We start from the raw sequence: 20,066 nt of genomic DNA on the forward strand, positions 1-20,066 counted from the left end.
CAATAATAGCGGGATGTAAGGAAAAAATATTAACTGGATGTGCCTTCCAAGTGGCTTAGTTCCTCGATTTTTTGTCCCAGTATCCAGGCTGTTTGTTTCTTAGGGCTCTCGAAATCCTCTTGATTGTCGTCGATCTGGATCTGTTCGAGTGCTGCTTTGTAATATTGGACCGCCTGATTATAATCACCTTTTTGTATCAACACCTTTGCTTTGTATTCGGCTTCCTGGTACACTTCATATGGATGCTTTTGATGCCGATTTCCAAATTTAAACTTGTAAAATAAGATGCCTGCTACCACAAAAATTACGGTAAATATATACATAAGTTCGGATGAGGAATCAAAACTGTAAAGGTTATAAATGGAAGTGGTCTCGGGTTTTAATTTATTAACACTTAACTCGCCTTGTGCTGATAATATTTGGGAAAAGGTATCGGAGCGATACAAAAACTCAATGAAAGGATCTATACTCATATCATTAGTGGCGTTTAGTAGAATAGTACAATTAAAAGGTAGCCTTGGTGGCTGGTTTCTTATTGAACGTCTGCAAGTAATGAAAAAGATATTTAATTATCTAAATTTGAGCCCGATTAATTGTTAAAACCATAAAATTTGTGTGTAAAGTGAAAGTTTTTCGAGTTTTGTCAGGCCTTAGACCTAGTAACTGTTGAATTACTTTCTTTTATACCGCCATCTGGTTTGAGTTTGTCAAGATAATTTCAATCCCTTTTTTGTACAATTTCAAGTAGCATCTCTGGCTCATCTGTGGTGATGAAATCCGTATTGTGATCGAGTAGCCAATTCATGTCCTCAGGATTGTTGACAGTCCAGGCATTTACAGTCAAGCTTAATTGATGAGCTTGGGTAATCCATTCGGGATTTTTTTTCACCACTGATATATGGTAGTCAAATCCGTAATAGCCTTTGTCGGCCAATTCTTGTGGGGATTTTTCACCATTTAAATAAGCCACCCGTGCCATTGGGTCAAGCTCAATTATCTTTCTGCAAATTGCTTTCTCAAAGGAAATGTAATCCACCCAGTCCTGCGCATCAAGCCTTTTGACCAACTCCACACTCTTTTCAGCCAACAATACACTTCTTTCCACGCCCAGTTCTGATGGCTTGGCCTCAAAAATCAGTTTGGTCTTTTTCTGCTTGATCCCTTCCTTTAAATACTCTTCAGCGGTCGGGATTCTTTCACCGTTAGGCAATTCTTTTTCGTAAAGTTGCTCCAAGGTGGATGTTTCTATGGACATGCCCATGAAGTCCGGGTCATGGTTGACTACCAAAATGCTGTCTGCTGTCATCCATACATCAAATTCGGATCCCTCACAGCCAAGTTTGATCGCCTCCCTGAGTGAGGCTAGGCTGTTTTGAGGATGACCGGCATTTTTCCAAGCTCCTCTATGGGCTATTACTTTGTTTTTGTGAAATTCGGAGCCGGCATCTTGTTGGCAGGCTGAAAAAGAAAAGCCAATCAGGAGAAGCAAAAGAATGGAATAGGTATGCATGATTTTTTTGTTGAAAAATAGCGAGAATCCCTTATGCCTACAAATTTTTTGCGTCAAATAATGTCTAAGAAATCATTAAGCCACCATGATTTTTTTACTTTAGGATAAATTTAGGTAAAATCAAATATGGAGATTATTGGATGGGTTGCAGCTTTAGGTCTTTTGGGGCTTAGTATGATGGTATTAGTAAGGTTGATATCACAATTAGCGATGTCAACAGAACAAATTAGATCAGGTGAGGAAAAGCTCAGGGAACAAGTGGAAAGAAATGCCTCATTGGAGATTCGATTATCGGAAAATGTCAACTTGGAAAGTCAGTATAGACTTTCCCTCGGGAGGCTGGAGGATGCCTTGGCACGTGAAAAAGAATTGATAAAGCAATTTGATAGCCTGCAGCAAGAAGCTTCTGACACTAAAGAAAAACTCATTACTTCAAGGGAAAGGGCGATCAATCTGGAGGATAAGCTTGCGGCTCAAACCGCTGATCTTGAAAAACTAGGCCAGAAATTCACCCAACAATTTGAACTGCTGGCGGGGAAAATTCTCGAAGAAAAATCCCAGCGCTTCAGCCAGCAAAACAAGGAAAATATAGAATTGATCCTGAAGCCTTTGAACAACGAGTTGGGTGAATTTAAGAAAAAGGTGGAGGAGACCTATGATAAGGAATCCAAGGAGAGGTTTAGCCTTGAAAAGCAGGTCAAGGATCTGATGGCACTGAATTATCAGATTAGCGAGGAGGCCAAAAACCTTACGGCAGCGCTAAAAGGGAACACCAAGACACAGGGAAACTGGGGAGAGGCGATTCTGGAGACGATTTTGCAAAACTCAGGGCTGGAAAAAAACCGGCATTACGTGGTTCAGGAGTTTTTGCGGGATGAATGCGGAGAATACCTCTATGGGCCAAATGGGAAAAGAATGCAGCCAGATGTCACCATCACTTACCCAGATGACCGAAAAATTATTATAGACTCCAAAGTATCCCTTTTGGCATATGAGCAGTATTTCAATGCCGAACTTGCAGATGACCGCAAACTGGCCCTTCAAGCTCATCTAAAATCAATCAAGACTCATATAGACCAGCTTTCGGCCAAACAATACGATGGTTATGCCAAGGTTTTGGATTTCGTAATCATGTTCGTACCCTTGGAGGCTGCCTATATTGCGGCAGTGCAGGCCGATTCGCAGCTTTGGGAATATGCCTATAAGAAGCGCATTTTGTTAATCAGCAGTAGTAATTTAATCGCGGCTTTAAAAATGATCAAAGACCTTTGGGTCAGAACGGATCAGAGCCAAAATGCCTTGGAGATTGCAGAAAGAGGGGGGAAGCTGTATGAAAAGTTTGTTAATTTTATAGGGAGCTTGGAGGAAATCGGAGGGCATTTGGAAAAATCGCAGGCGTCATATGAAACCGCCATGAAGCAGCTGAAAACCGGAAGGGGCAACTTAATCGGGCAGGTGGAAAAACTGAAGCAACTAGGGGCAAAAGCCAATTCCTCCATCCCTGAAAAGTTGCTAAAAGAGTGAGAAAAGAGCAGGTGGCGCAATTTTTGAACCGTTTAAAATAGATTTGATTTTTCATTTTAACCACGAAGAAATTATGAGCGATTCCACGTATATGACCCCACTCTCCCAAGTTATGAAAAGGCTTGAGGAAAAAGGATATGGTGCAGAATTTAGAACCAAAAAAGACAAAGGAGCCGTACTGGATGATGGCGATAAAAGCTATTCAGCTGAGGACTTGAAAATTGTAAAGGTCTATCGCTTTGAGGGAGAGTCAGATCCTGCGGACATGGCGATTCTTTATGCCATTCAGGCCAATGATGGAAAGCATGGTTACCTATTAGATGCCTATGGGACATATTCTGATGAAGAGCAGCAATATCATATAGAATTTATCAAAAAAGTACCAGCCGATAAGGATGAAAGGCTGGATGATATAGATTAGGATTTTAAACGATAAAATAAAGGGGGTAGGAGAATTTCTACCCCCTTATTTTTGTCCAAAATAGTAAAGACTATTACCGAAAGTAGTCATTTTGTATCCAATGCGAGTCACAGCCTTTTACTCCGGATTGGATTGAGGGGCTGTTCCCTAGGATGAGAAGAGCCCATTATGGTTAATTAACTGAGCATTTTGATTAAACTATCCGTGGTCTGCTTTTTTAGGTTTAAATGGAATGGCCTTTGAAACCTGAATGTCTTTTAACCACTAAAAAATTTTCAGTTTTATGGACAATAAGCCAAAAAACCAACCTGGCCAAGAGCATGATTACATGACCACCAACCAGGGTGTGAAAATCAACCACACCGACGATAGCTTGAAAATAGGAGAGCGCGGGCCAACCATCATGGATGACCATCATTTTAGAGAAAAAATGATGCATTTTGACCACGAGAGGATTCCTGAGCGGGTTGTCCATGCCCGGGGTTCGGCTGCCCATGGCTATTTTCAGGTATATGAAAGCATGGCTCCCTATTCAAAGGCCAAATTTCTGCAGGATCCTTCAAAAAAGACGCCCGTTTTTGTGCGGTTTTCTACTGTGGTAGGCTTTAAAGGCTCTGCGGACACAGTTCGGGATGTGAGAGGTTTTGCCACCAAGTTTTACACCGAGGAGGGAAATTACGACCTTGTGGGTAACAACATGCCGGTATTTTTTATTCAGGATGCCATCAAGTTTCCTGATTTGGTGCATTCCATAAAACCAGAACCAGATAAAGAAATTCCTCAGGCAGCTGCAGCCCATGATTCATTCTGGGATTTTATCTCTCTGATGCCCGAATCCATGCACATGATTATGTGGGTCCTTTCTGATAGGGGGGTGCCTCGAAGCTACTCCAAGATGGAGGGCTTTGGGGTACATACCTTCAGATTTATCAATAATGAAGGCAAGAGCCATTTCATCAAACTGCATTGGAAACCTTTGACTGATATGGCCTCCCTAGTGTGGGATGAAGCGCAAAAGGCTGCCGGGAAAGATCCGGATTTTAATCGAAGAGACCTTTGGGAATCGATCGAAATGGGTAATTACCCAGAATTCGAGCTCTGTGTACAAATGATTCCAGAAGAAGATGAGCATAAGTTTGCGTTTGATATACTGGATGCGACTAAGTTGTGGCCGGAGGAACTGGTGCCGCTCAAAAAAGTAGGAAAAATGGTATTAGATAGAAATCCTGAGGATTTCTTTACCGAAACTGAGCAGGTGGCCTTCCATCCTGGGCATCTGGTTTCAGGGATTGACCTGACAAATGATCCCCTGCTGCAGGGAAGGCTGTTTTCCTATTTGGATACCCAATTGACACGATTGGGAGGACCAAATTTTGCGGAGCTCCCAATTAACAGGCCCCATGCAAAAGTGGAAAATAACCAGCAGGACGGCATTATGCGCCACCACAACAACCACCGCAACGCGGTAAATTATTACCCCAATACGAGAGCTGATGGCAAGCCCAAAATGGCTCCTGAGGATGAGCAAGGGTATGTGCATTATCCCCAGGAAGTATCTGGCAAGAAAATCCGAGGCAGAAGTGAAGGGTTTAAGGACCATTATTCTCAGGCGACACTTTTCTATAGAAGCATGACGGATATTGAGAAAAAGCATATAGTGGAAGCCGCTTGGTTTGAATTGGGCAAAGTGAAAGAAATGGCAATACGTGAGAGAGTTGTAAAACAATTCTATCACATTGATGCAGATATGGCCAAGCAGGTGGCTGAGGGAATTGGCGTTAAGCCATTGGAGCAGTCTGAAGTGGATAAGATTCAGCAGGAGGTGAAAGCCTTCCAGGAGAATTTATGGAGTGGTAAAGAAAATGTAACAGACTCCCCATCTTTGAGCATGGAAAAGGTGAAAAAAGCTGATTCCATCAAAGGTGTCAAAGTAGGAATCTTAGCTGAAAAAGGTGCGAATGTTTCTACAGTCAACAAATTAAAAGATTGGCTAAAAGAGCATAATGCCGATGCCGAGGTAGTTGCTTCGCAGTTTGGGGTTTTTGGCGATGAGCTGAAAGTGGATAAATCGTATATTACCACCGCCTCCGTTTTGTACGACAGCATATTTATAGTGGATGGTAAGGAGAGTATTGAGGCGATGGCCGAAAATGGAGATTCTATCCACTTTGTGAATGAATGCTACAAACATTGCAAGCCAATCGGCCTGATTGGAAACGCTTCGGAGTTTTTGGAAAACACCTCTATCCGTAAGCTTGTACAGGCCAATGGGGAAGGCAACTGGTCAGATAAAGGGGTAGTTAGCGGAAAAGAAGCGTCAGACGATTTCTTTAGCGACTATTTCAAAGCCCTTGCCATGCAAAGACATTGGGGCAGGTCCAGTAAGAATAAGGTACCTGCTTAAAAAGAAAATAACCCCCTTGTTGATCAAGGGGGTTATTTTTGTATCACCGGTTAATAGGAAAATTCAAACTATGATTAGATTTGGTTGAGATCCAGTTGGTCTAAATATTCTTCAAAAGTCATCTTACCATGTTTTTCCCCAATCATGTCCTTCGAACAGACAAACCGGAAATAATCCATGTTGTGAAATAAGTCAGGCTTCAAAACGGATAAAGGAAGAATGGAACCTTTCACGGCCGTATTGGGTACTTTTAGGATTTCCCCACCAGTTTTTCTTTGAATCATTTTGGCCATTTCCAAACGTGTATGGATTAGGGGACCGCCTACTTCCATAATCTCCGGTCCGGCATTGAGGTTGTCATAAATCAGTTGAGCCAAATCGCCTTGGTATATCGAGTTGGTCTTGGGCGAACCATCGCCAATGACTGGGATCATCCCATGTTTGCCGAGTTTGATCAGGTCATTTAGACCTCCAAAAAATCCTGCAGGCCTGATGATGGTGTGATTTTTGAAATTCTCAGCGAGCGCCTTTTCAGCCTTATAGTGGACTTGGGCCAATTCCAAAGAGTTTTCTTCCGAGGCTCCCATAATTGAAACGAATAGGCCCCTCTTGACCCCGGCTTGGCTTGCCTGTTCAAAAAGGTTTTTGTTGCCGTGGAAATCAATGCTGTCATATGTTCCCTCAGTACTTCTGAAGATACTTACACTTTTCCCAATAGATGAAAGGAGGATATTGACATTTTCAAATACCCCCAATTCGTGAATGGGCTTTTGGACATCTTGAATGACAATATCCTCTGTGAGACGTCTGACTTGTTCTATGTTTTCGTCGTCATGGATTAAGGCTCTCACTAAATGTCCGTTTTGGGTAAGAATTTTAAGGATTTCCAATCCAAGTGTCCCTGAGGCTCCGGCTAAAAGTATTTTGTCCATGGTTAGGTTGGGTTAGGGTTTCTAGTTTTTTAAGATGATTTGGCTATTACAGCCTTTTCGGTTGCGGTATTGCCGCAATTATTGCACATAAAATCATGCCGTGTGCTTGCCTTGGATGCACATCTGGAGCAAATGATGATTTGCACCTCTTCAGTTACTTCCCTAATGAACTCCTGGTCGATAGCCGGTAAAAGCAGAAGGCCTGGTTTTGGGTCTTTATCCTCCACCAAAGAAAAGGATCCGTTACTTTCGAAATAAAGTCTTTTGACCTGACCAGTATGGATGAGTTTTTCGGATCTAAGTTGGGCTTTTAGCCTTTCTTTGGATATGAGGGTTTTCTCCATGGTTTTGATATCCAGCACCCCATCCTCTATTATCGTGGCCACATCTCCTTGGACTATTCTTTCGAACCTTTCATTTTTTGAATTGGTCCAAGAAATCAGGCGCTGTGAAAACACCACAATTACCGCAATGATTAGGGCGTCCAAAAGACCTTGCTCGGGGGCTAGCACTGGTACCCCAATGGCAGCTGCAAGGGCTACCATGGATGCCATTTCGAGCCGGCTTAATTGTGAGGTCATTCTTTTACCCATTAGCCTCATGGAAACCATCAGAAGTGCGTATACAAACACGGTTCTCAGCACAACTTCCAGCAGAAATGCCTCAGGCACTTTTCCAAAAATGAACCTGTGATAATCAGAAAGTCCGATTTCCAATAATGTCATAGATTGTTGAATTTTGCTTCCCGCTGGATTTTCTCATCCTTCATTGGAAGTATATGGTTCTTCTTTTCCTCGTTTTCTGATTTATATATTGAAATAGTGCCGCTGGCTTCCAAGTAAAGTCGCTTTACCTCCGATAGATGGGTGATCTGTTCGTTTCTTAATAAGGCAAAAAGCTGGTTTTTGCTGATTCTCGACTTCAGCATCGCATCTTCCAAGATTTTGCCATCCTTTACCAAAATGGAAAGCTTACCTTGGGAAAGTTCTTCAAACCAGGTGTATTTGACGCCCATTAGATTAAAGCCCCGCTGGAAAAAGTATGCGATTATGAGTGCGGTAAAGCCCATCAGCAGTCCTCTGTCATATATTTGCATAGGGACGGCTACCAAGGCACCGAGAGTTACCATCACGGCCATTTCGGATAGGCTCAATTGGCCACCCATTCTTTTCCCCATTATTCGCAGGGTGAATAGGAGGGTGGCAAATACTATGATGGAACGGATAAGTACCTCTACCAGAAACATAGTAGGCACATCACCAACCCAGATCCGGTGCCAGTCCCACATTTCAACTTCTACATGCTCCATAATTCAAAAAGTATTAGTTTCTCTTTCTAAAAGGTCAGAAGGCTTTCACTTGTTTGAATTTTCTCTGACATTTTCTGTTCGGAATGGAGGTTTTCCCTAAGTAAGCCATTCACGTCGGTAAGCCCCATCTTATCGCTTACTGCCACTAATTGTGAATAGCAGGCGATTTTATAATGGTTAAAATGGCTTAGGAGTTTATAGATTTTGAGGTCGATTATTGCTGGGGAAGAATCGTTATCTTCTGATATGTCTTTGGCTTCCTGACTGACGGCGCTTAGGATATGGCCGTGTATCGATTTGATGGGATTATCCACCAATAGGAAAATCGTTTCCAGGTTTTCCACATGCTTGTTACTAATTGAAGCATAAAAGCTGATGGTTTTGCCGAAATCTTTTGAAAATTCTTTTCGGAGAAAAAGGCCTAAAATATCAAGCATTTCTTTTTCCGTTCCGTAGATGCTTTTTAAGTCGGTGAGAAAAAGGGTAGCCAAAACTTGGTTGTCATGATCCTGTAGTCTTTTCGGGGAGGGGTGGTCTGGAAAAATCATAGCTCATCTTTTAGTATTGATTATGTTCCCCCAAAAAGATACCAGTATTTAACTCCTATACTTTTCAGGTTACCAATAACCCTATTCAAGGAATTTTCCATGGAGATAGATACTGAAAAGTAACATCTTGTTACACCTCAGCCTCAGCTTTACTGGGTATGCATAGTTTTATGCCGTTGACTAGATTTGAGATTTAAAATAACACATTGGGGTAAAGGGTAAACAAATTGTGATTTTACGCAAAACAATAACTTGAAAATCGTGTCTTTCTCCCTACAATGCGGTGAATGTATTGGGTAATCCGTATTTTATTTCTGATATTTTTTTCTTCAAAAGGCTTAAGGAATAGACTTTGGCTAAGTAAAAGTTAACCTTGAAAAGGGTTTAACTAAAAAAGATCAAATGGAAGATATAAATAAGTCATTGTGGGAAGAAAAGGAATATCCAAATTATACCATTTTGGATATCGGGGTGGAAACTCAAGTCTGTGTGATAGGTGGCGGAATTACGGGCCTAACTACTGCCTTACTTTTAAGGCAGAAAGGCCTTGAGGTTGTCCTCTTAGAACGGGGGAAGATAGGCTCCGGAACCAGTGGGCACACGACCGGGCATATCACCTCGGCAATAGATTTTTACTATCACCGGCTTATGAGATTTTACGGGCAGGAGACATCCCAGGAGATTTATATGGCGACCGTAAAGGCCAGAAAGCTTATTGAGAATCTGATCAACAATTACCAAATCACGGATGCCAATTACGAAAGCATCCCCGCTACCTATTTTGTGGACAGGGCCAAGCAAATGGATGAGTTTTTCAAAGAGCGTGATGCTTTTGAAAAGCTCGGAGTGGGAATAGCCCATGACCATGAGTGGAAGATCGAGGGGGAGCTGACAAGTTTTAGTATCCATAACCAAGGAATGATGGATACGCTGGGCTATTTGCATGGATTGGCAAAGGCGCTTACAGAAGCGGGCGTCAACGTTTGTGAGTATTCACCAGTTACTGATTTTACACACGTTAAAGACAAATGGCATATAAAAGTCAATGGGCATTTTGTGGTAGCGGACCATTTGGTTCAGGCTACTCATACTCCGCTGGGCCTAAATCCTGTCCACATGGAAATGGTGCCTTACAATTCCTATGTGATGGTGTTTAAGCCTAAATTGCCCGTGCAAAAAGGGTTATTTTATGATTTCAGTTCGCCGTACCATTATATTAGGCCTTGCAAATACAAAGGAGAGGATTGTTACATGCTCGGGGGGGCGGACAGCAAGTCGGGAAAGAAAAACCAACAGCAACAGCGGTTGCTTAAATTAAGGGCTTATGCTGAGGAAAAGTTCGGAATTGAAAAGATTTACCATGAGTGGTCATCCATGTTTTTTGAGCCTTCCAATGAACTGCCGTTTATAGGGAAAACGCCGTTTGGGAAAAATAACTACATAGCCTGCGGTTTTTCGGGGGACGGGCTCACCTTTGGGACGATATCGGCAATGATGATTGCTTCTCTGATTTCTGAGGGCCGTCACCCATTGGAAAAAACCTTCAACCCCTCAAGAGTTGAGTTCAACGCCATTCCATTTATCCTTCGGGAAAATCTCAATAACATGAAAGACCTCATCGGTGATCGGATCAAATTGAAGATAGATAAAATCAAAACCCTGCAAAAAGGAAAGGGGATAATAGTGAAAATTGAGGAACAAACTGTTGGTGTGAGCCTGGATCAGAAAGGTGAGCTCCATGGAGTAATACCTGTATGCCCGCATATGAAATGCCTGGTGAAATGGAACGACCAAGGTCAAACTTGGGACTGTGGTTGTCATGGAAGCAGATTTAATGCAAAAGGGGAGGTGGTAGCGGGACCCTCTATGAACCCTCTCCCAACAGTGAAGGTGGAAGTACAGCCAGTGGCACCTATACCTAATACCCGAATCGAGTAAATTGCAGTTTGGGGGTAGTTATTGGCAAGAAATGCTTTTATTACCCCAAATACACTTGGTGCATTTTGTGTACATTATGAGACAAATTAACCACGCATATCAGTAATTGGTATTTTAGCCAACAGGGCATTTTTTCGGCCAACTTGCTTTAATTGTACCTTTTGCCAAAATACCCAAGTTGGCTCGAATACTGCCTGTTTTTACAGTGACCTCAGTAAATAGTTGCAAGGTATTTATTGTAGGTTTTTTTATTGGCCAAATCAAAAGAATGAAATGGGTAAAATGATAATAGTTTCTAATAGGTTGCCTATTAGTTCGACTGAAAGAGGGGATAAGAGTGTGGTGCAGATTTTGGCGGGGGAATATGCCTCGGGACTGCTTAACCAATTGGATAAAGAAGAATATCTTTGGTTTGGATGGCCAGGCGTGGCGGTGGCCGAAGCTGAGGAAAGGGCGGAAATGATTGTTTCCCTCAAAGAAAAGGGAATGGTTCCAATTTTTATGGACCAAAAAGAAGCCGAGCAATTTTACGACGGCTTTTGTAATGAGACCCTTTGGCCAACCTACCATTATTTTACACAATACATAGCCTTTGATGATGATCTTTGGGAGGTATACAAAAAGATAAATGACCGTTACTGTCAAGCTATCCTTAAAAAAGCAAAGGCTGGCGACACGGTTTGGATCCATGACTATCATCTATTGTTGCTCCCTCAGATGTTGAAAGAGCAAATGCCTGAACTTAAAATCGGGTTTTTCCAGCATATACCCTTTCCTTCCTACGAAATATTCAGGGTGTTACCTTGGCGCAAAGAAATCCTTGAAGGCATGTGTGGAGCTGATCTGGTAGGTTTTAACACCTATGATGACATGAGGCACTTTTTAAGCTCGGTTGGAAGAATCCTTGGGTACAACCATGAAGCAGGGTATATCCATACCCCGCATCACCTAGTCAATGTGGATTCTTTTCCCCTTGGAGTAAATTATAATAAGTTCAGAGAGGCTGCGGAAAGCAAGGAGGTTTGCGAATTGGTACACCAATATAAGCATGAATTGGGCAGCCAAAAACTTGTGCTTACCAGTGACAGGCTGGATTATAGCAAAGGGCTTTTGCAAAGATTGAGGGCCTTTGACTTACTCATTGACAATCACCCTGAATATTTGGAAAAAGTCAGTATGGTGATGATCGTGATGCCCTCAAGGACGACGGTGCCCGAGTATATGGACCTCAAGGAGAAGATTGATACCCTGGTAGGTCGCATAAATAGTAAATATTCCACCCTAGACTGGGTTCCGATCCATTATTTCTACCGAAGACTATCATTTCACGAACTGGTGGCTTATTACAGGATTTCTTCGGTGGCACTGGTGACGCCCTTGCGGGATGGAATGAACCTAGTATGCAAGGAATTTATTGCTTCCAGAACGAATGGCGACGGTGTGCTGGTGCTTTCCGAAATGGCAGGAGCCAGCAAGGAGCTTCAGGAGGCCATCATCGTAAATCCCAATAACATCAAAATGATGGAGCAAGCCATTTATGCTGCACTTAATAGCCCGATTGAGGAGCAGCAGAAAAGGATGGAGTCTATGCAAAAGACTGTTCGTAAATATGATGTGTATCATTGGAGCAAGATTTTCCTTTCCTCACTCGATAGGGTAGTTCAAAAGCAACAGAAATTGAAATCCAGATTCTTAGGCAGAAAGGAAATGTCCCTGCTCAAGCAAGGGTTTGAAATAGCCGAAAATCCCGTGATATTTTTGGACTATGATGGGGCATTGATTGATTATAAAGAGAAACCAGAGGAAGCACAGCCAGATCAGCAAGTAATAAATATACTTAAAGAGTTGAGCAAAAATTCGGAGATTGTGATTGTGAGTGGTAGGGATAAAGCTACTTTGGAAAAGTGGCTTGATGGCACTCCTGTCCATATAATGGCCGAACATGGGGTTTATTGGAAACACCAAGATTCAAAAAAGTGGATAACCAAAGTAGACCTAGTCAATGATTGGAAAGCGGCTTTCCGAAAAGAGATGGATGAATTTGTGGAAAGGACACCGGGGACCTTTGTGGAAGAAAAAGAACACTCCTTAGTGTGGCATTATAGGAAAGTTGAGAGCGGGCTGGGAAATCTTAGAAAGCGGGAGCTATTTAGTCATCTTAAATATGTGGCTAGAGGACATCAGCTTCAGGTATTGGAAGGTAACAGAGCACTGGAGATCAAAAAACCCGATATCAGCAAAAGTAAGGCGACGCTGGAGTTTCTGGAAAATAAATCCTATGATTTTATTTTAGTAATTGGGGATAATTGGACCGATGAGGAGACTTTCAAAAAACTCTCGCCAAGTGCAGTTACTATACGTGTGGGCTACACTTATACACGGGCCAAATATAATCTTCAAAATCATTTTCAAGTGAGGGAGTTCTTAAAAGGACTCAGTCTTAACAATACCCCCTCCTCAAAGGGCGTGAATTTGGTGTAAATTACTTATATTTAAACAGGCAAAGCCGCAATTGCTGAATTCAACTGATTTTCGTTAATCCAATTTTCTGATTAATAAAAATCAGTTTTTATTAAACATTTTGGCATTATTTTCGTTGAAAGTCTTTCATAAAAAATATCATTAACGCTTAAATGCACGTTAGTTCTAAAGTGAGCTAGAAGATTTGTGGTGAAGTGAATTATTTTATTTAGGGCATTGAAATTCAGTTTTCACTTATGTCCCCAAAATTTCAGTAGCATGTCTAAGTCAATGTTTGATAATCTTTCTCTAAGAGCAAAGGAATTTACCCGTAACCAAGCACTCTCGGCCCTTACCCAGGATCCCTTAGCAAAAGAGTGGGGCACTTGGCACTATGATTTGATTTTTAAAAAATTAAGCTGGTCAGAAGAACTTACCGATATTTTTAAAATTGAAGGCAAAAAAGGGCAGGGTTTTGACCCTTACATAAACCTTGTGGTGGAAGAAGATAGAGAGAGAGTCAAAAAGGCGCTCAACCTAGCTTTGGAAGAAGGCAAAATAGATGCCCTCATGCATAAGGTGCAACTTAAAAACGGCAACATTAAAACACTCTTTCTTGAAATTAAAATTGCCTATGACAATGCAGGTAAGCCTTTGATTGTTTTTGGAACTCTGAATGATGTGACCGAAACCAAACATGTACAGAGTCAGGAAGTCAAACTTCTAAATGTAATCCAGCATAGTGTCAATGAGATTTACCTCTTCGATGCAGATACATTGAAGTTTTTGTACATCAATGATGGAGCATTAAACAACAGCGGCTACCAGGTCAATGAGGTAAAACAAATGACTCCGCTAGATATAAAGCCTGAGTTCACAGAACAGAAATTTCAGGACTTGATTAAGCCTTTGATAGATGGTTCTCAAGAAAAGGTGCTGTTTGAAACGGTGCATTTGAGAAAGGATGGGAGCCTTTACCCGGTAGAAATCCACCTTCAGTTAATGGGGCACGGGGATAACAAAGCCTTTTTAGCCATAGTGCTCGACATTACCCAGAGAAAGAAAGCTGAGGAAAAAATCCGACAAAGCCATAACTCTCTAAAAGACCAGAATAAGCAACTATTGAGATTTTGTGATCTAGTGCTGGATAACTTAAAAGAGCCATTAAAAAACCTGGCCGATTTGACTGAGGATTTGGAAAAAGCCTCGGAGGAAGCCACCAGAAAGAACCTGATACCAAAACTTCGTCCTGAAGTGACACATTTACAGGAGACTTTCGAATACTTGATTGAAGGACTACGGGTAAGCCAAAGTCTTGAAATGGATTCCAAGTGGAATGACCTGGAATCTGCTCTAAAAAAAAGTCTAGGTAAATTTGAAAGCGAGCTTGTTCTCTATAGCCCCAAGATAGATTTGGATTTAAAAGAGGTAAAAACCATCAAATGTCCCCCAAAATATTTTGACAGTATTTTGGAAAACCTCCTAAGTAATGCATTTAAATATCATTCTCCGGAAAGAAAATTACATATCATAGTCGGCGCTGAGCATGTAAATGACAGTACCTTGCTTACTATAAAGGATAATGGTATAGGCATGCAAATAAAAGGTGGGGATGAGTCCATCTTTGAGATCAAACCACAAAAAAAACATCCCAATTCTAAAGGATTCGGCCTTTTTCTGACCAAAACCCAAGTGGACGCCATAGGCGGTACGATCTGGGTGGAGAGTGAAGAAGGAAAAGGAACAACTTTCTTTGTAGAGTTTCCCAATCAAAAATAAAAAAAATGAGACCGGGTTTGCCCGGTCTCATTTTTTTTGCTCCAAGTATTCTGCAAATTTCTTAATTAACAGGGCGGCGTAATCTTCGCGTCTTTCTTCAGGAGTTTCCTTTTCGCTTTCAATTTTTTCGCAAAATAATAGCTCGCCTTTGTAAGAAGCTGCTCCAAAGGCATAGAGATCAAAAATTCCTTCTTCTGGAAAAGTTGAGGCAAAACCTGTCAACGCCAATCCGTAATCTGATTGGTAAAGGTCGCAAATATTTAAAGCCAACATTTTGGACACTTCCCAGGATACACCGTTACAAGGTTCGCTCAAGGAAAGTGGGACTTTCAGTTGCCTTTTCTTTTGCTCGCAATTGTAGACCGTCAGTCCGCCTTCAAAAAACAAACCTGCTTCCTCTTCTGCGCTAAACAATAACTGAAGTGCTCCAGAAGAAGCGCTTTCGGCCACAGCAATGGTCCGTTTGTTTTTCCTACAATGGTCCTTAATCAAGTCAAGTTGATCTTTAACGTCCTTATAAAACGCAATAGGTTTGTCTTTTCCCATAGATATCTATTAATCTGCTTCGCAGTCCTGCAGGAAAGCATTCATGCATTTTATTAAATTTATATTGAAAAGTGTACTTGACACTTAACTAAAACCATTCCAATTTCTGGTCCTAATAATAGCTAAGATAGCTTTGTTTTTAAATGGTATCCGATTGATGAACAGGGGTGTAGAGACTAGGATGTTCTTTAAAGTAATAAATTTTGTTTTTGTATCTCTTATTTTGCTTTGTGATATTTTTTTTGATAATTATAAAATTTATTGGTTGATTTGATATGAAGACTAATCGAAAATTTTGTATTAAATGTTGATTGTCTACAAAAAAGCGTATTTAAATTTTAAATCAATTTCTTACCTTCAAACACATTCATTATGGGACAAATTTTACAGAATGATTATCGAGCTTACAGAGTATTGTCCGTATTGGCAATTGTGTTCTTTCTAACACTTTCCTGCTTGTTTTTCAGTTATCTGGAATTGCAGATGTTGTCCGGAATGACCAGTAGAAACGCCATTCCATCCATGATGGTGGACCTAAGGCAGGGTTTATTGGGAAATCTGCAAATCATCTTTCTTATTGGATCTGCCTATTTGTTTGTGAAGTGGTTTAAAACCGCTTACCATAACCTCCACCAGATCGATTCCAAAAGCTTGGCTTTCAATGAGCGTTGGTCAATAGTGTGTTGGCTGATGCCTTTCTATAATTTCTATCATCCCTATCAGATCATGAAAGAGATTTGGGTTAAAACCCAGGAATTTAATTATGGTACCCAAGTTCAGAAGACTCCCTTAATAGACCTTTGGTGGGCACTTTGTGTGGTAAATGTGATTGGCAGAATAGTTTACCTGCGTTTGGCATTCCACGCCAATACTTTTGCAGAAATGCACAATGCGACTCAAATGGGCATTTTTATGGATTTGCTTGGGCTTTTGACACTGTTTGTTACCTTTAGTTTGATACACAAAGTTATGGAGTATGAAAGGGATTTGATAGCAACAAGAAAGAATTTGATAGGAGCTTGATTAGTTTGGGTTTAAGTAGTGCTAAAGGGCTGAAGTTTATTCTTCAGCCCTTTTTTGATGCCTATTGTGCGAGGTATCCACCGTCAACCGGATAATAGGAGCCCGTGACAAAAGACGCCTTGTCAGAACTCAGCCACAGTACTAATTCAGCTACCTCTGGGGATTGGCCAAGCCGCCCGATAGGGTGGAGGATAACCAGTCCGTCGAGTTGTTCCTGGGTGAGGTTATTGTCCAGTAAAGGTGTTTTGATGTAGGCTGGCCCCACAGAGTTGATTCGGATATTTTGGTTGGCATACTCCAAGGCTGAAGCCTTGGTCAGCCCTACTACACCATGTTTGGCCGCTACATAGGCAGGAGAATAGCGTGTGCCCACATTGCCAAGGATGGAGGCCATATTCACTATTGCGCCACCACCTGCCTTCAGCATTTCTGGAATTTGATACCTCATTCCATAAAAAACCCCTGAGAGGTTTACAGCGATGACCTTGTCCCAGCCTTCAACTGGGTATTCTCCTGTCATTCCCATTGGGCCTCCTATTCCGGCATTGTTGCAGGCGATGTGCAAGGAACCATATTTTTCAACTGTTCTTTTTACCAGTTCCTCATTTCCATCAGCCGTGCCTACATCGGCCTTTATGAAAAAGGCCTCGCCGCCGTCTTTTTTGATGTCGTCTACGGTTTTGTGGCCGCCATCCTCATTGAGGTCACTGACTATTACTTTGGCGCCTTCTTTGGCGTAAGAGATGGCGACGGCATGGCCGATACCAGAGCCTGCTCCGGTGACTAGGGCAATTTTGTTTTCAAGTGTTTTCATCAATTTGGGATTTAAAGTGAATGGGTAAAAATAGGGTTGTCTTCAAAGTTGATAATGCAATTTTATTAATATAAAAATACTCAAGGCCGATCGAATACCAAAGCAGTTTGTTTGCTTTCAAGAAGTTAGTTTAAACAGCCTTTGGGCTTCATGGTTATAACCTAAGAAGTTATCCACCCATTATTTTTTACCATGAAACATTCTGAGTCCAGTACTGATGCTTTTGCCATGAAGAATCAGATTAATCCGGAAAAAACTTACAATCCTAAAAAGTCTTTAACAACCACGGACGCAGTGGCCCTGATTGTCGGGCTGGTAGTGGGGGCGGGGATTTTTAAGACCCCGTCTTTGGTAGCGGCCAATGTGGAGACTGGAATGGGTTTTATTGGGGTGTGGGTGCTCGGCGGTTTATTTTCCTTTATTGGGGCGCTATGCTATGCAGAATTGACCACAGCTTATCCCAATGCAGGTGGAGATTATCATTTTATTCGCTTGTCATTTGGCAGAAAAATAGCCTTTCTGTTTGCATGGGCCCGGATGAGCGTCATCCAGACGGGTTCTATTGCGCTTCTAGCTTTTATATTTGGGGATTATGCTACCCAGCTTTTCAGTTTGGGAGAATTTTCATCGGTGATTTATGCCGCTCTCGCCATTTGCCTGCTCACCGGCATTAATATTATTGGGGTGAACATGGGAACGGGTGTTCAGAAAGTGTTAACATTGCTGGAGATTGTTGGAATCCTGCTGTTGATTGGAGTGGGGGTGTTTTATAGCCAAGAAGTAATTGGCGACGCAGAATTGATGAAAGAGGAGTCGGTATTAGGTACTAATTTTGGCCTAGCAATGGTTTTTGTCTTATTGACTTTTGGGGGGTGGAATGAAGCCGCCTATATCTCCGCGGAGCTTAAGTATGGTCGAAAGCAGATGGTCAGGGCACTGATCATTGGAATTGGAGTTATCACATTATTATATACTTTAATTAACCTGTCTTATTTGAAGGTTTTAGGTCTTGAGGGGATGGCTGGCTCTACTGCTATCGCTAGTGATATGATGCTGGCAAGCTTGGGTAGGGGCTGGGCTATTGTGATTGTACTGCTGGTGGCTGTGGCTGCTTTGACTTCCGCCAATGCCACTATTTTTACAGGCGCTAGGTCCAATTATGCATTGGGAAGAGATTTTGAGGTGTTTTCTGCACTCGGCAATTGGAACCACGACTTATCCGTGCCTAAAATTGCTTTTCTTGTTCAGGGAGTGATATCCTTATTATTAGTTGGGCTTGGTGTATTTTCTAGAGATGGTTTTGAAACCATGGTGGAATACACGGCACCAGTTTTCTGGTTCTTTTTTCTGTTAGCGGGAATTGCCCTTTTTATCTTAAGAGTTAAGAATGGAAAACAGAAATTCGCTTTCCAAGTACCTCTTTATCCTGTCTTGCCAATAATCTTCTGCTTGACCAGTCTTTATCTTTTATATTCCAGTATTGCCTATACAGGCTGGGGAGCTTTGGTAGGGATTGGAGTCCTGGTTTTGGGATTTTTCCCTTTATTTCTCCAAAAAAGGAAAGAGATAAAATCAAAATGACCAGTAATTAGTTATGATATAATTCACTTAACCATAAAGTTCTAATGAAAAATTTACTTAAAATATTTTCAGGGGGATTATTGTTTTTTTGTATTTCCCCAATGGTCTTTGCACAGCAGTTTACAAAACCTTCTGTTGCCCTAGACGTGCCCTATGTGCCAACGAAAGAGATCATTGTCAATGAAATGCTGGAAATGGCCGATGTTAAAGGGGAGGATGTTCTTTACGATTTGGGGTCAGGAGACGGCAGGATTCCCATCACTGCGGCCAAAAGGTTTGGGACAAGAGGAGTGGGAGTGGATATCAACCCGTTAAGGATAGAGGAAGCAAATGCAAGAGCTGAAAAAGAACAAGTAACCGACAAGGTGAAGTTTATTGAAGCGAATATTTTTGATGTCGATTTCAGTGAGGCGACGGTGGTAACACTCTATTTATTGCCCCAAGTAAATATGAAGCTTAGGCCTAAAATATTGGATCTAAAACCAGGTACCCGTGTAGTTTCGCATAACTACGATATGGGAGATTGGGAGCCCCAGAAAATGAAAAAGATCGAGACGGACAAAGGGTTTGTCCACACCATTTATTATTGGGTGGTACCCGAAAAAGATTATCAAAAAAAGCCAGGGCATTAACCCTGGCTTTTAATTTTATAACCACGTGACTTTTCCGTTGTCCACATCATATATGGCTCCTACGATTTTAATGTCACCGCTTTTTTCTAAGTCATCCACAATTGGGCTTTTATCGCGGATCTGTTCGATCACCACTTCCACGTTTTTCTTTACCACTTCATTGACATAATCGACGTTTTGGCCATTTTTCTCTCCAGATGTTTCCGCTCTTTCCATGGCTGGTTCGATTTTCTTCAATAGGGAAGTCAGGTTGCCCATTTCAAAATGGTCACAAGCACCCGCAACCGCCCCGCATTTCGTATGTCCCAAAACAAGTACAATTCTGGTACCTACGGCCTTGCAGCCATACTCCATGCTTCCCAATACATCTTCATTGACAACATTACCTGCCACCCTGATGCTGAATATATCTCCAATACCCTGATCAAAAATCAGTTCTACGGAAGTTCTGGAGTCCATGCAACTCAAAACAGTAGCAAATGGAAACTGACCCATGGTAGTATCCTGAACCTGTTCAAGTAAGTTTCTTTCAGCCTTTAGGTTTTTGACAAACCTTTCATTTCCTTCTTTAAGGATTTCAATCGCCTTGTCGGGATTGATTTGACTTTGGGTGTCTTTTGTGTGTGCTTTTAGCATTGTAGTTAT

The 20,066-nt window shown here is 41.7% G+C and carries 18 protein-coding genes; 9 read left to right on the plus strand and 9 right to left on the minus strand.

The features are described 5' to 3' along the window. Positions 1 to 29: 29 nt before the first annotated feature. Positions 30 to 473, minus strand: a complete 444-nt coding sequence (locus KI659_RS03160) for a hypothetical protein (RefSeq protein WP_213943875.1) — start codon at positions 471 to 473, stop codon at positions 30 to 32. Positions 474 to 718: 245 nt separating this feature from the next. Beyond that, positions 719 to 1,510: a glycerophosphodiester phosphodiesterase gene (locus KI659_RS03165; protein WP_213943876.1), complete on the minus strand. Its 792-nt coding sequence runs from the start codon at positions 1,508 to 1,510 to the stop codon at positions 719 to 721. Between the two features lie 210 nt (positions 1,511 to 1,720). On the opposite strand from KI659_RS03165, the gene rmuC reads away from it, so the two are divergent. From rmuC to KI659_RS03180, 3 genes are all read left to right on the plus strand, one after another. Then, positions 1,721 to 3,034, plus strand: coding sequence for a DNA recombination protein RmuC (rmuC, locus tag KI659_RS03170; RefSeq protein ID WP_213943877.1), 1,314 nt, complete (start codon positions 1,721 to 1,723; stop codon positions 3,032 to 3,034). A gap of 73 nt (positions 3,035 to 3,107) precedes the next feature. Further along, positions 3,108 to 3,455 carry a hypothetical protein gene (locus tag KI659_RS03175; RefSeq protein ID WP_213943878.1) on the plus strand — a complete coding sequence of 116 codons (348 nt, stop codon included), beginning with the start codon at positions 3,108 to 3,110 and terminating at the stop codon, positions 3,453 to 3,455. 283 nt (positions 3,456 to 3,738) lie between these two features. Beyond that, entirely contained in the window at positions 3,739 to 5,859 is a 2,121-nt protein-coding gene (locus tag KI659_RS03180) for a catalase (RefSeq protein WP_213943879.1), read from the plus strand. A 74-nt stretch (positions 5,860 to 5,933) separates the two neighbouring features. On the opposite strand, the gene KI659_RS03185 is transcribed toward KI659_RS03180, so the two are convergent. Genes KI659_RS03185 through KI659_RS03200 form a run of 4 tightly spaced genes read right to left on the minus strand, consistent with a single transcriptional unit; the run spans position 5,934 to position 8,648 of the window. After that, on the minus strand, positions 5,934 to 6,791 hold the full coding sequence (locus KI659_RS03185) for an NAD(P)H-binding protein (protein WP_213943880.1): 858 nt from the start codon (positions 6,789 to 6,791) through the stop codon (positions 5,934 to 5,936). A gap of 29 nt (positions 6,792 to 6,820) precedes the next feature. Next, a complete protein-coding gene (locus tag KI659_RS03190) occupies positions 6,821 to 7,516 on the minus strand; it encodes a DUF421 domain-containing protein (protein ID WP_213943881.1) in 696 nt (231 codons plus the stop codon). After that, on the minus strand, positions 7,513 to 8,100 hold the full coding sequence (locus KI659_RS03195) for a DUF421 domain-containing protein (protein WP_213943882.1): 588 nt from the start codon (positions 8,098 to 8,100) through the stop codon (positions 7,513 to 7,515). The genes KI659_RS03190 and KI659_RS03195 overlap by 4 nt, the downstream gene beginning before the upstream one ends. 26 nt (positions 8,101 to 8,126) lie before the next feature. Next, on the minus strand, positions 8,127 to 8,648 hold the full coding sequence (locus tag KI659_RS03200; protein WP_213943883.1) for a YciE/YciF ferroxidase family protein: 522 nt from the start codon (positions 8,646 to 8,648) through the stop codon (positions 8,127 to 8,129). A 402-nt stretch (positions 8,649 to 9,050) separates the two neighbouring features. On the opposite strand from KI659_RS03200, the gene KI659_RS03205 reads away from it, so the two are divergent. The 3 genes from KI659_RS03205 (at position 9,051) to KI659_RS03215 (ending at position 14,825) form a co-directional block, all read left to right on the plus strand. Next, positions 9,051 to 10,586, plus strand: a complete 1,536-nt coding sequence (locus KI659_RS03205) for an FAD-dependent oxidoreductase (RefSeq protein ID WP_213943884.1) — start codon at positions 9,051 to 9,053, stop codon at positions 10,584 to 10,586. Positions 10,587 to 10,868: 282 nt separating this feature from the next. Next, positions 10,869 to 13,067 carry a bifunctional alpha,alpha-trehalose-phosphate synthase (UDP-forming)/trehalose-phosphatase gene (locus tag KI659_RS03210; RefSeq protein WP_317195911.1) on the plus strand — a complete coding sequence of 733 codons (2,199 nt, stop codon included), beginning with the start codon at positions 10,869 to 10,871 and terminating at the stop codon, positions 13,065 to 13,067. A gap of 258 nt (positions 13,068 to 13,325) precedes the next feature. Then, the gene (locus KI659_RS03215) at positions 13,326 to 14,825 is read left to right on the plus strand and encodes a PAS domain-containing sensor histidine kinase (protein WP_213943886.1); all 1,500 of its coding nucleotides are present in this window, start codon (positions 13,326 to 13,328) and stop codon (positions 14,823 to 14,825) included. A 27-nt stretch (positions 14,826 to 14,852) separates the two neighbouring features. Here KI659_RS03215 and KI659_RS03220 read toward each other — a convergent pair whose 3' ends face one another. Further along, on the minus strand, positions 14,853 to 15,371 hold the full coding sequence (locus tag KI659_RS03220) for a CinA family protein (RefSeq protein WP_213943887.1): 519 nt from the start codon (positions 15,369 to 15,371) through the stop codon (positions 14,853 to 14,855). A 372-nt stretch (positions 15,372 to 15,743) separates the two neighbouring features. Here KI659_RS03220 and KI659_RS03225 point away from each other — a divergent pair, with 372 nt between their 5' ends. Next, the gene (locus KI659_RS03225; RefSeq protein WP_213943888.1) at positions 15,744 to 16,394 is read left to right on the plus strand and encodes a DUF4328 domain-containing protein; all 651 of its coding nucleotides are present in this window, start codon (positions 15,744 to 15,746) and stop codon (positions 16,392 to 16,394) included. 61 nt (positions 16,395 to 16,455) lie between these two features. Here the strand turns inward: KI659_RS03225 and KI659_RS03230 are convergent, their stop codons facing one another. After that, positions 16,456 to 17,208 (minus strand): SDR family NAD(P)-dependent oxidoreductase, encoded by a 753-nt coding sequence (locus KI659_RS03230; RefSeq protein ID WP_213943889.1) that lies wholly within the window; start codon positions 17,206 to 17,208, stop codon positions 16,456 to 16,458. Between the two features lie 192 nt (positions 17,209 to 17,400). On the opposite strand from KI659_RS03230, the gene KI659_RS03235 reads away from it, so the two are divergent. Further along, positions 17,401 to 18,789, plus strand: a complete 1,389-nt coding sequence (locus KI659_RS03235; protein ID WP_213943890.1) for an APC family permease — start codon at positions 17,401 to 17,403, stop codon at positions 18,787 to 18,789. A 44-nt stretch (positions 18,790 to 18,833) separates the two neighbouring features. Continuing rightward, on the plus strand, positions 18,834 to 19,421 hold the full coding sequence (locus KI659_RS03240; protein WP_246535269.1) for an SAM-dependent methyltransferase: 588 nt from the start codon (positions 18,834 to 18,836) through the stop codon (positions 19,419 to 19,421). Positions 19,422 to 19,436: 15 nt separating this feature from the next. Here KI659_RS03240 and KI659_RS03245 read toward each other — a convergent pair whose 3' ends face one another. Next, on the minus strand, positions 19,437 to 20,057 hold the full coding sequence (locus KI659_RS03245; protein WP_213943891.1) for a carbonic anhydrase family protein: 621 nt from the start codon (positions 20,055 to 20,057) through the stop codon (positions 19,437 to 19,439). Between the last annotated feature and the right edge of the window lie 9 nt (positions 20,058 to 20,066).

Source organism: Litoribacter ruber (genome assembly GCF_018449405.1).
Classification (GTDB): Bacteria; Bacteroidota; Bacteroidia; order Cytophagales; family Cyclobacteriaceae; genus Litoribacter; species Litoribacter ruber.

Excerpts from the sequence above, each read along its gene's own strand:
- KI659_RS03160 (WP_213943875.1), bottom strand. The coding sequence starts at position 473 with ATGAGTATAGATCCTTTCATTGAGTTTTTGTATCGCTCCGATACCTTT.
- KI659_RS03165 (WP_213943876.1), bottom strand. The coding sequence starts at position 1,510 with ATGCATACCTATTCCATTCTTTTGCTTCTCCTGATTGGCTTTTCTTTT.
- rmuC (WP_213943877.1), top strand. The coding sequence starts at position 1,721 with ATGTCAACAGAACAAATTAGATCAGGTGAGGAAAAGCTCAGGGAACAA.
- KI659_RS03175 (WP_213943878.1), top strand. The coding sequence starts at position 3,108 with ATGAGCGATTCCACGTATATGACCCCACTCTCCCAAGTTATGAAAAGG.
- KI659_RS03180 (WP_213943879.1), top strand. The coding sequence starts at position 3,739 with ATGGACAATAAGCCAAAAAACCAACCTGGCCAAGAGCATGATTACATG.
- KI659_RS03185 (WP_213943880.1), bottom strand. The coding sequence starts at position 6,791 with ATGGACAAAATACTTTTAGCCGGAGCCTCAGGGACACTTGGATTGGAA.
- KI659_RS03190 (WP_213943881.1), bottom strand. The coding sequence starts at position 7,516 with ATGACATTATTGGAAATCGGACTTTCTGATTATCACAGGTTCATTTTT.
- KI659_RS03195 (WP_213943882.1), bottom strand. The coding sequence starts at position 8,100 with ATGGAGCATGTAGAAGTTGAAATGTGGGACTGGCACCGGATCTGGGTT.
- KI659_RS03200 (WP_213943883.1), bottom strand. The coding sequence starts at position 8,648 with ATGATTTTTCCAGACCACCCCTCCCCGAAAAGACTACAGGATCATGAC.
- KI659_RS03205 (WP_213943884.1), top strand. The coding sequence starts at position 9,051 with ATGGAAGATATAAATAAGTCATTGTGGGAAGAAAAGGAATATCCAAAT.
- KI659_RS03210 (WP_317195911.1), top strand. The coding sequence starts at position 10,869 with ATGATAATAGTTTCTAATAGGTTGCCTATTAGTTCGACTGAAAGAGGG.
- KI659_RS03215 (WP_213943886.1), top strand. The coding sequence starts at position 13,326 with ATGTCTAAGTCAATGTTTGATAATCTTTCTCTAAGAGCAAAGGAATTT.
- KI659_RS03220 (WP_213943887.1), bottom strand. The coding sequence starts at position 15,371 with ATGGGAAAAGACAAACCTATTGCGTTTTATAAGGACGTTAAAGATCAA.
- KI659_RS03225 (WP_213943888.1), top strand. The coding sequence starts at position 15,744 with ATGGGACAAATTTTACAGAATGATTATCGAGCTTACAGAGTATTGTCC.
- KI659_RS03230 (WP_213943889.1), bottom strand. The coding sequence starts at position 17,208 with ATGAAAACACTTGAAAACAAAATTGCCCTAGTCACCGGAGCAGGCTCT.
- KI659_RS03235 (WP_213943890.1), top strand. The coding sequence starts at position 17,401 with ATGAAACATTCTGAGTCCAGTACTGATGCTTTTGCCATGAAGAATCAG.
- KI659_RS03240 (WP_246535269.1), top strand. The coding sequence starts at position 18,834 with ATGAAAAATTTACTTAAAATATTTTCAGGGGGATTATTGTTTTTTTGT.
- KI659_RS03245 (WP_213943891.1), bottom strand. The coding sequence starts at position 20,057 with ATGCTAAAAGCACACACAAAAGACACCCAAAGTCAAATCAATCCCGAC.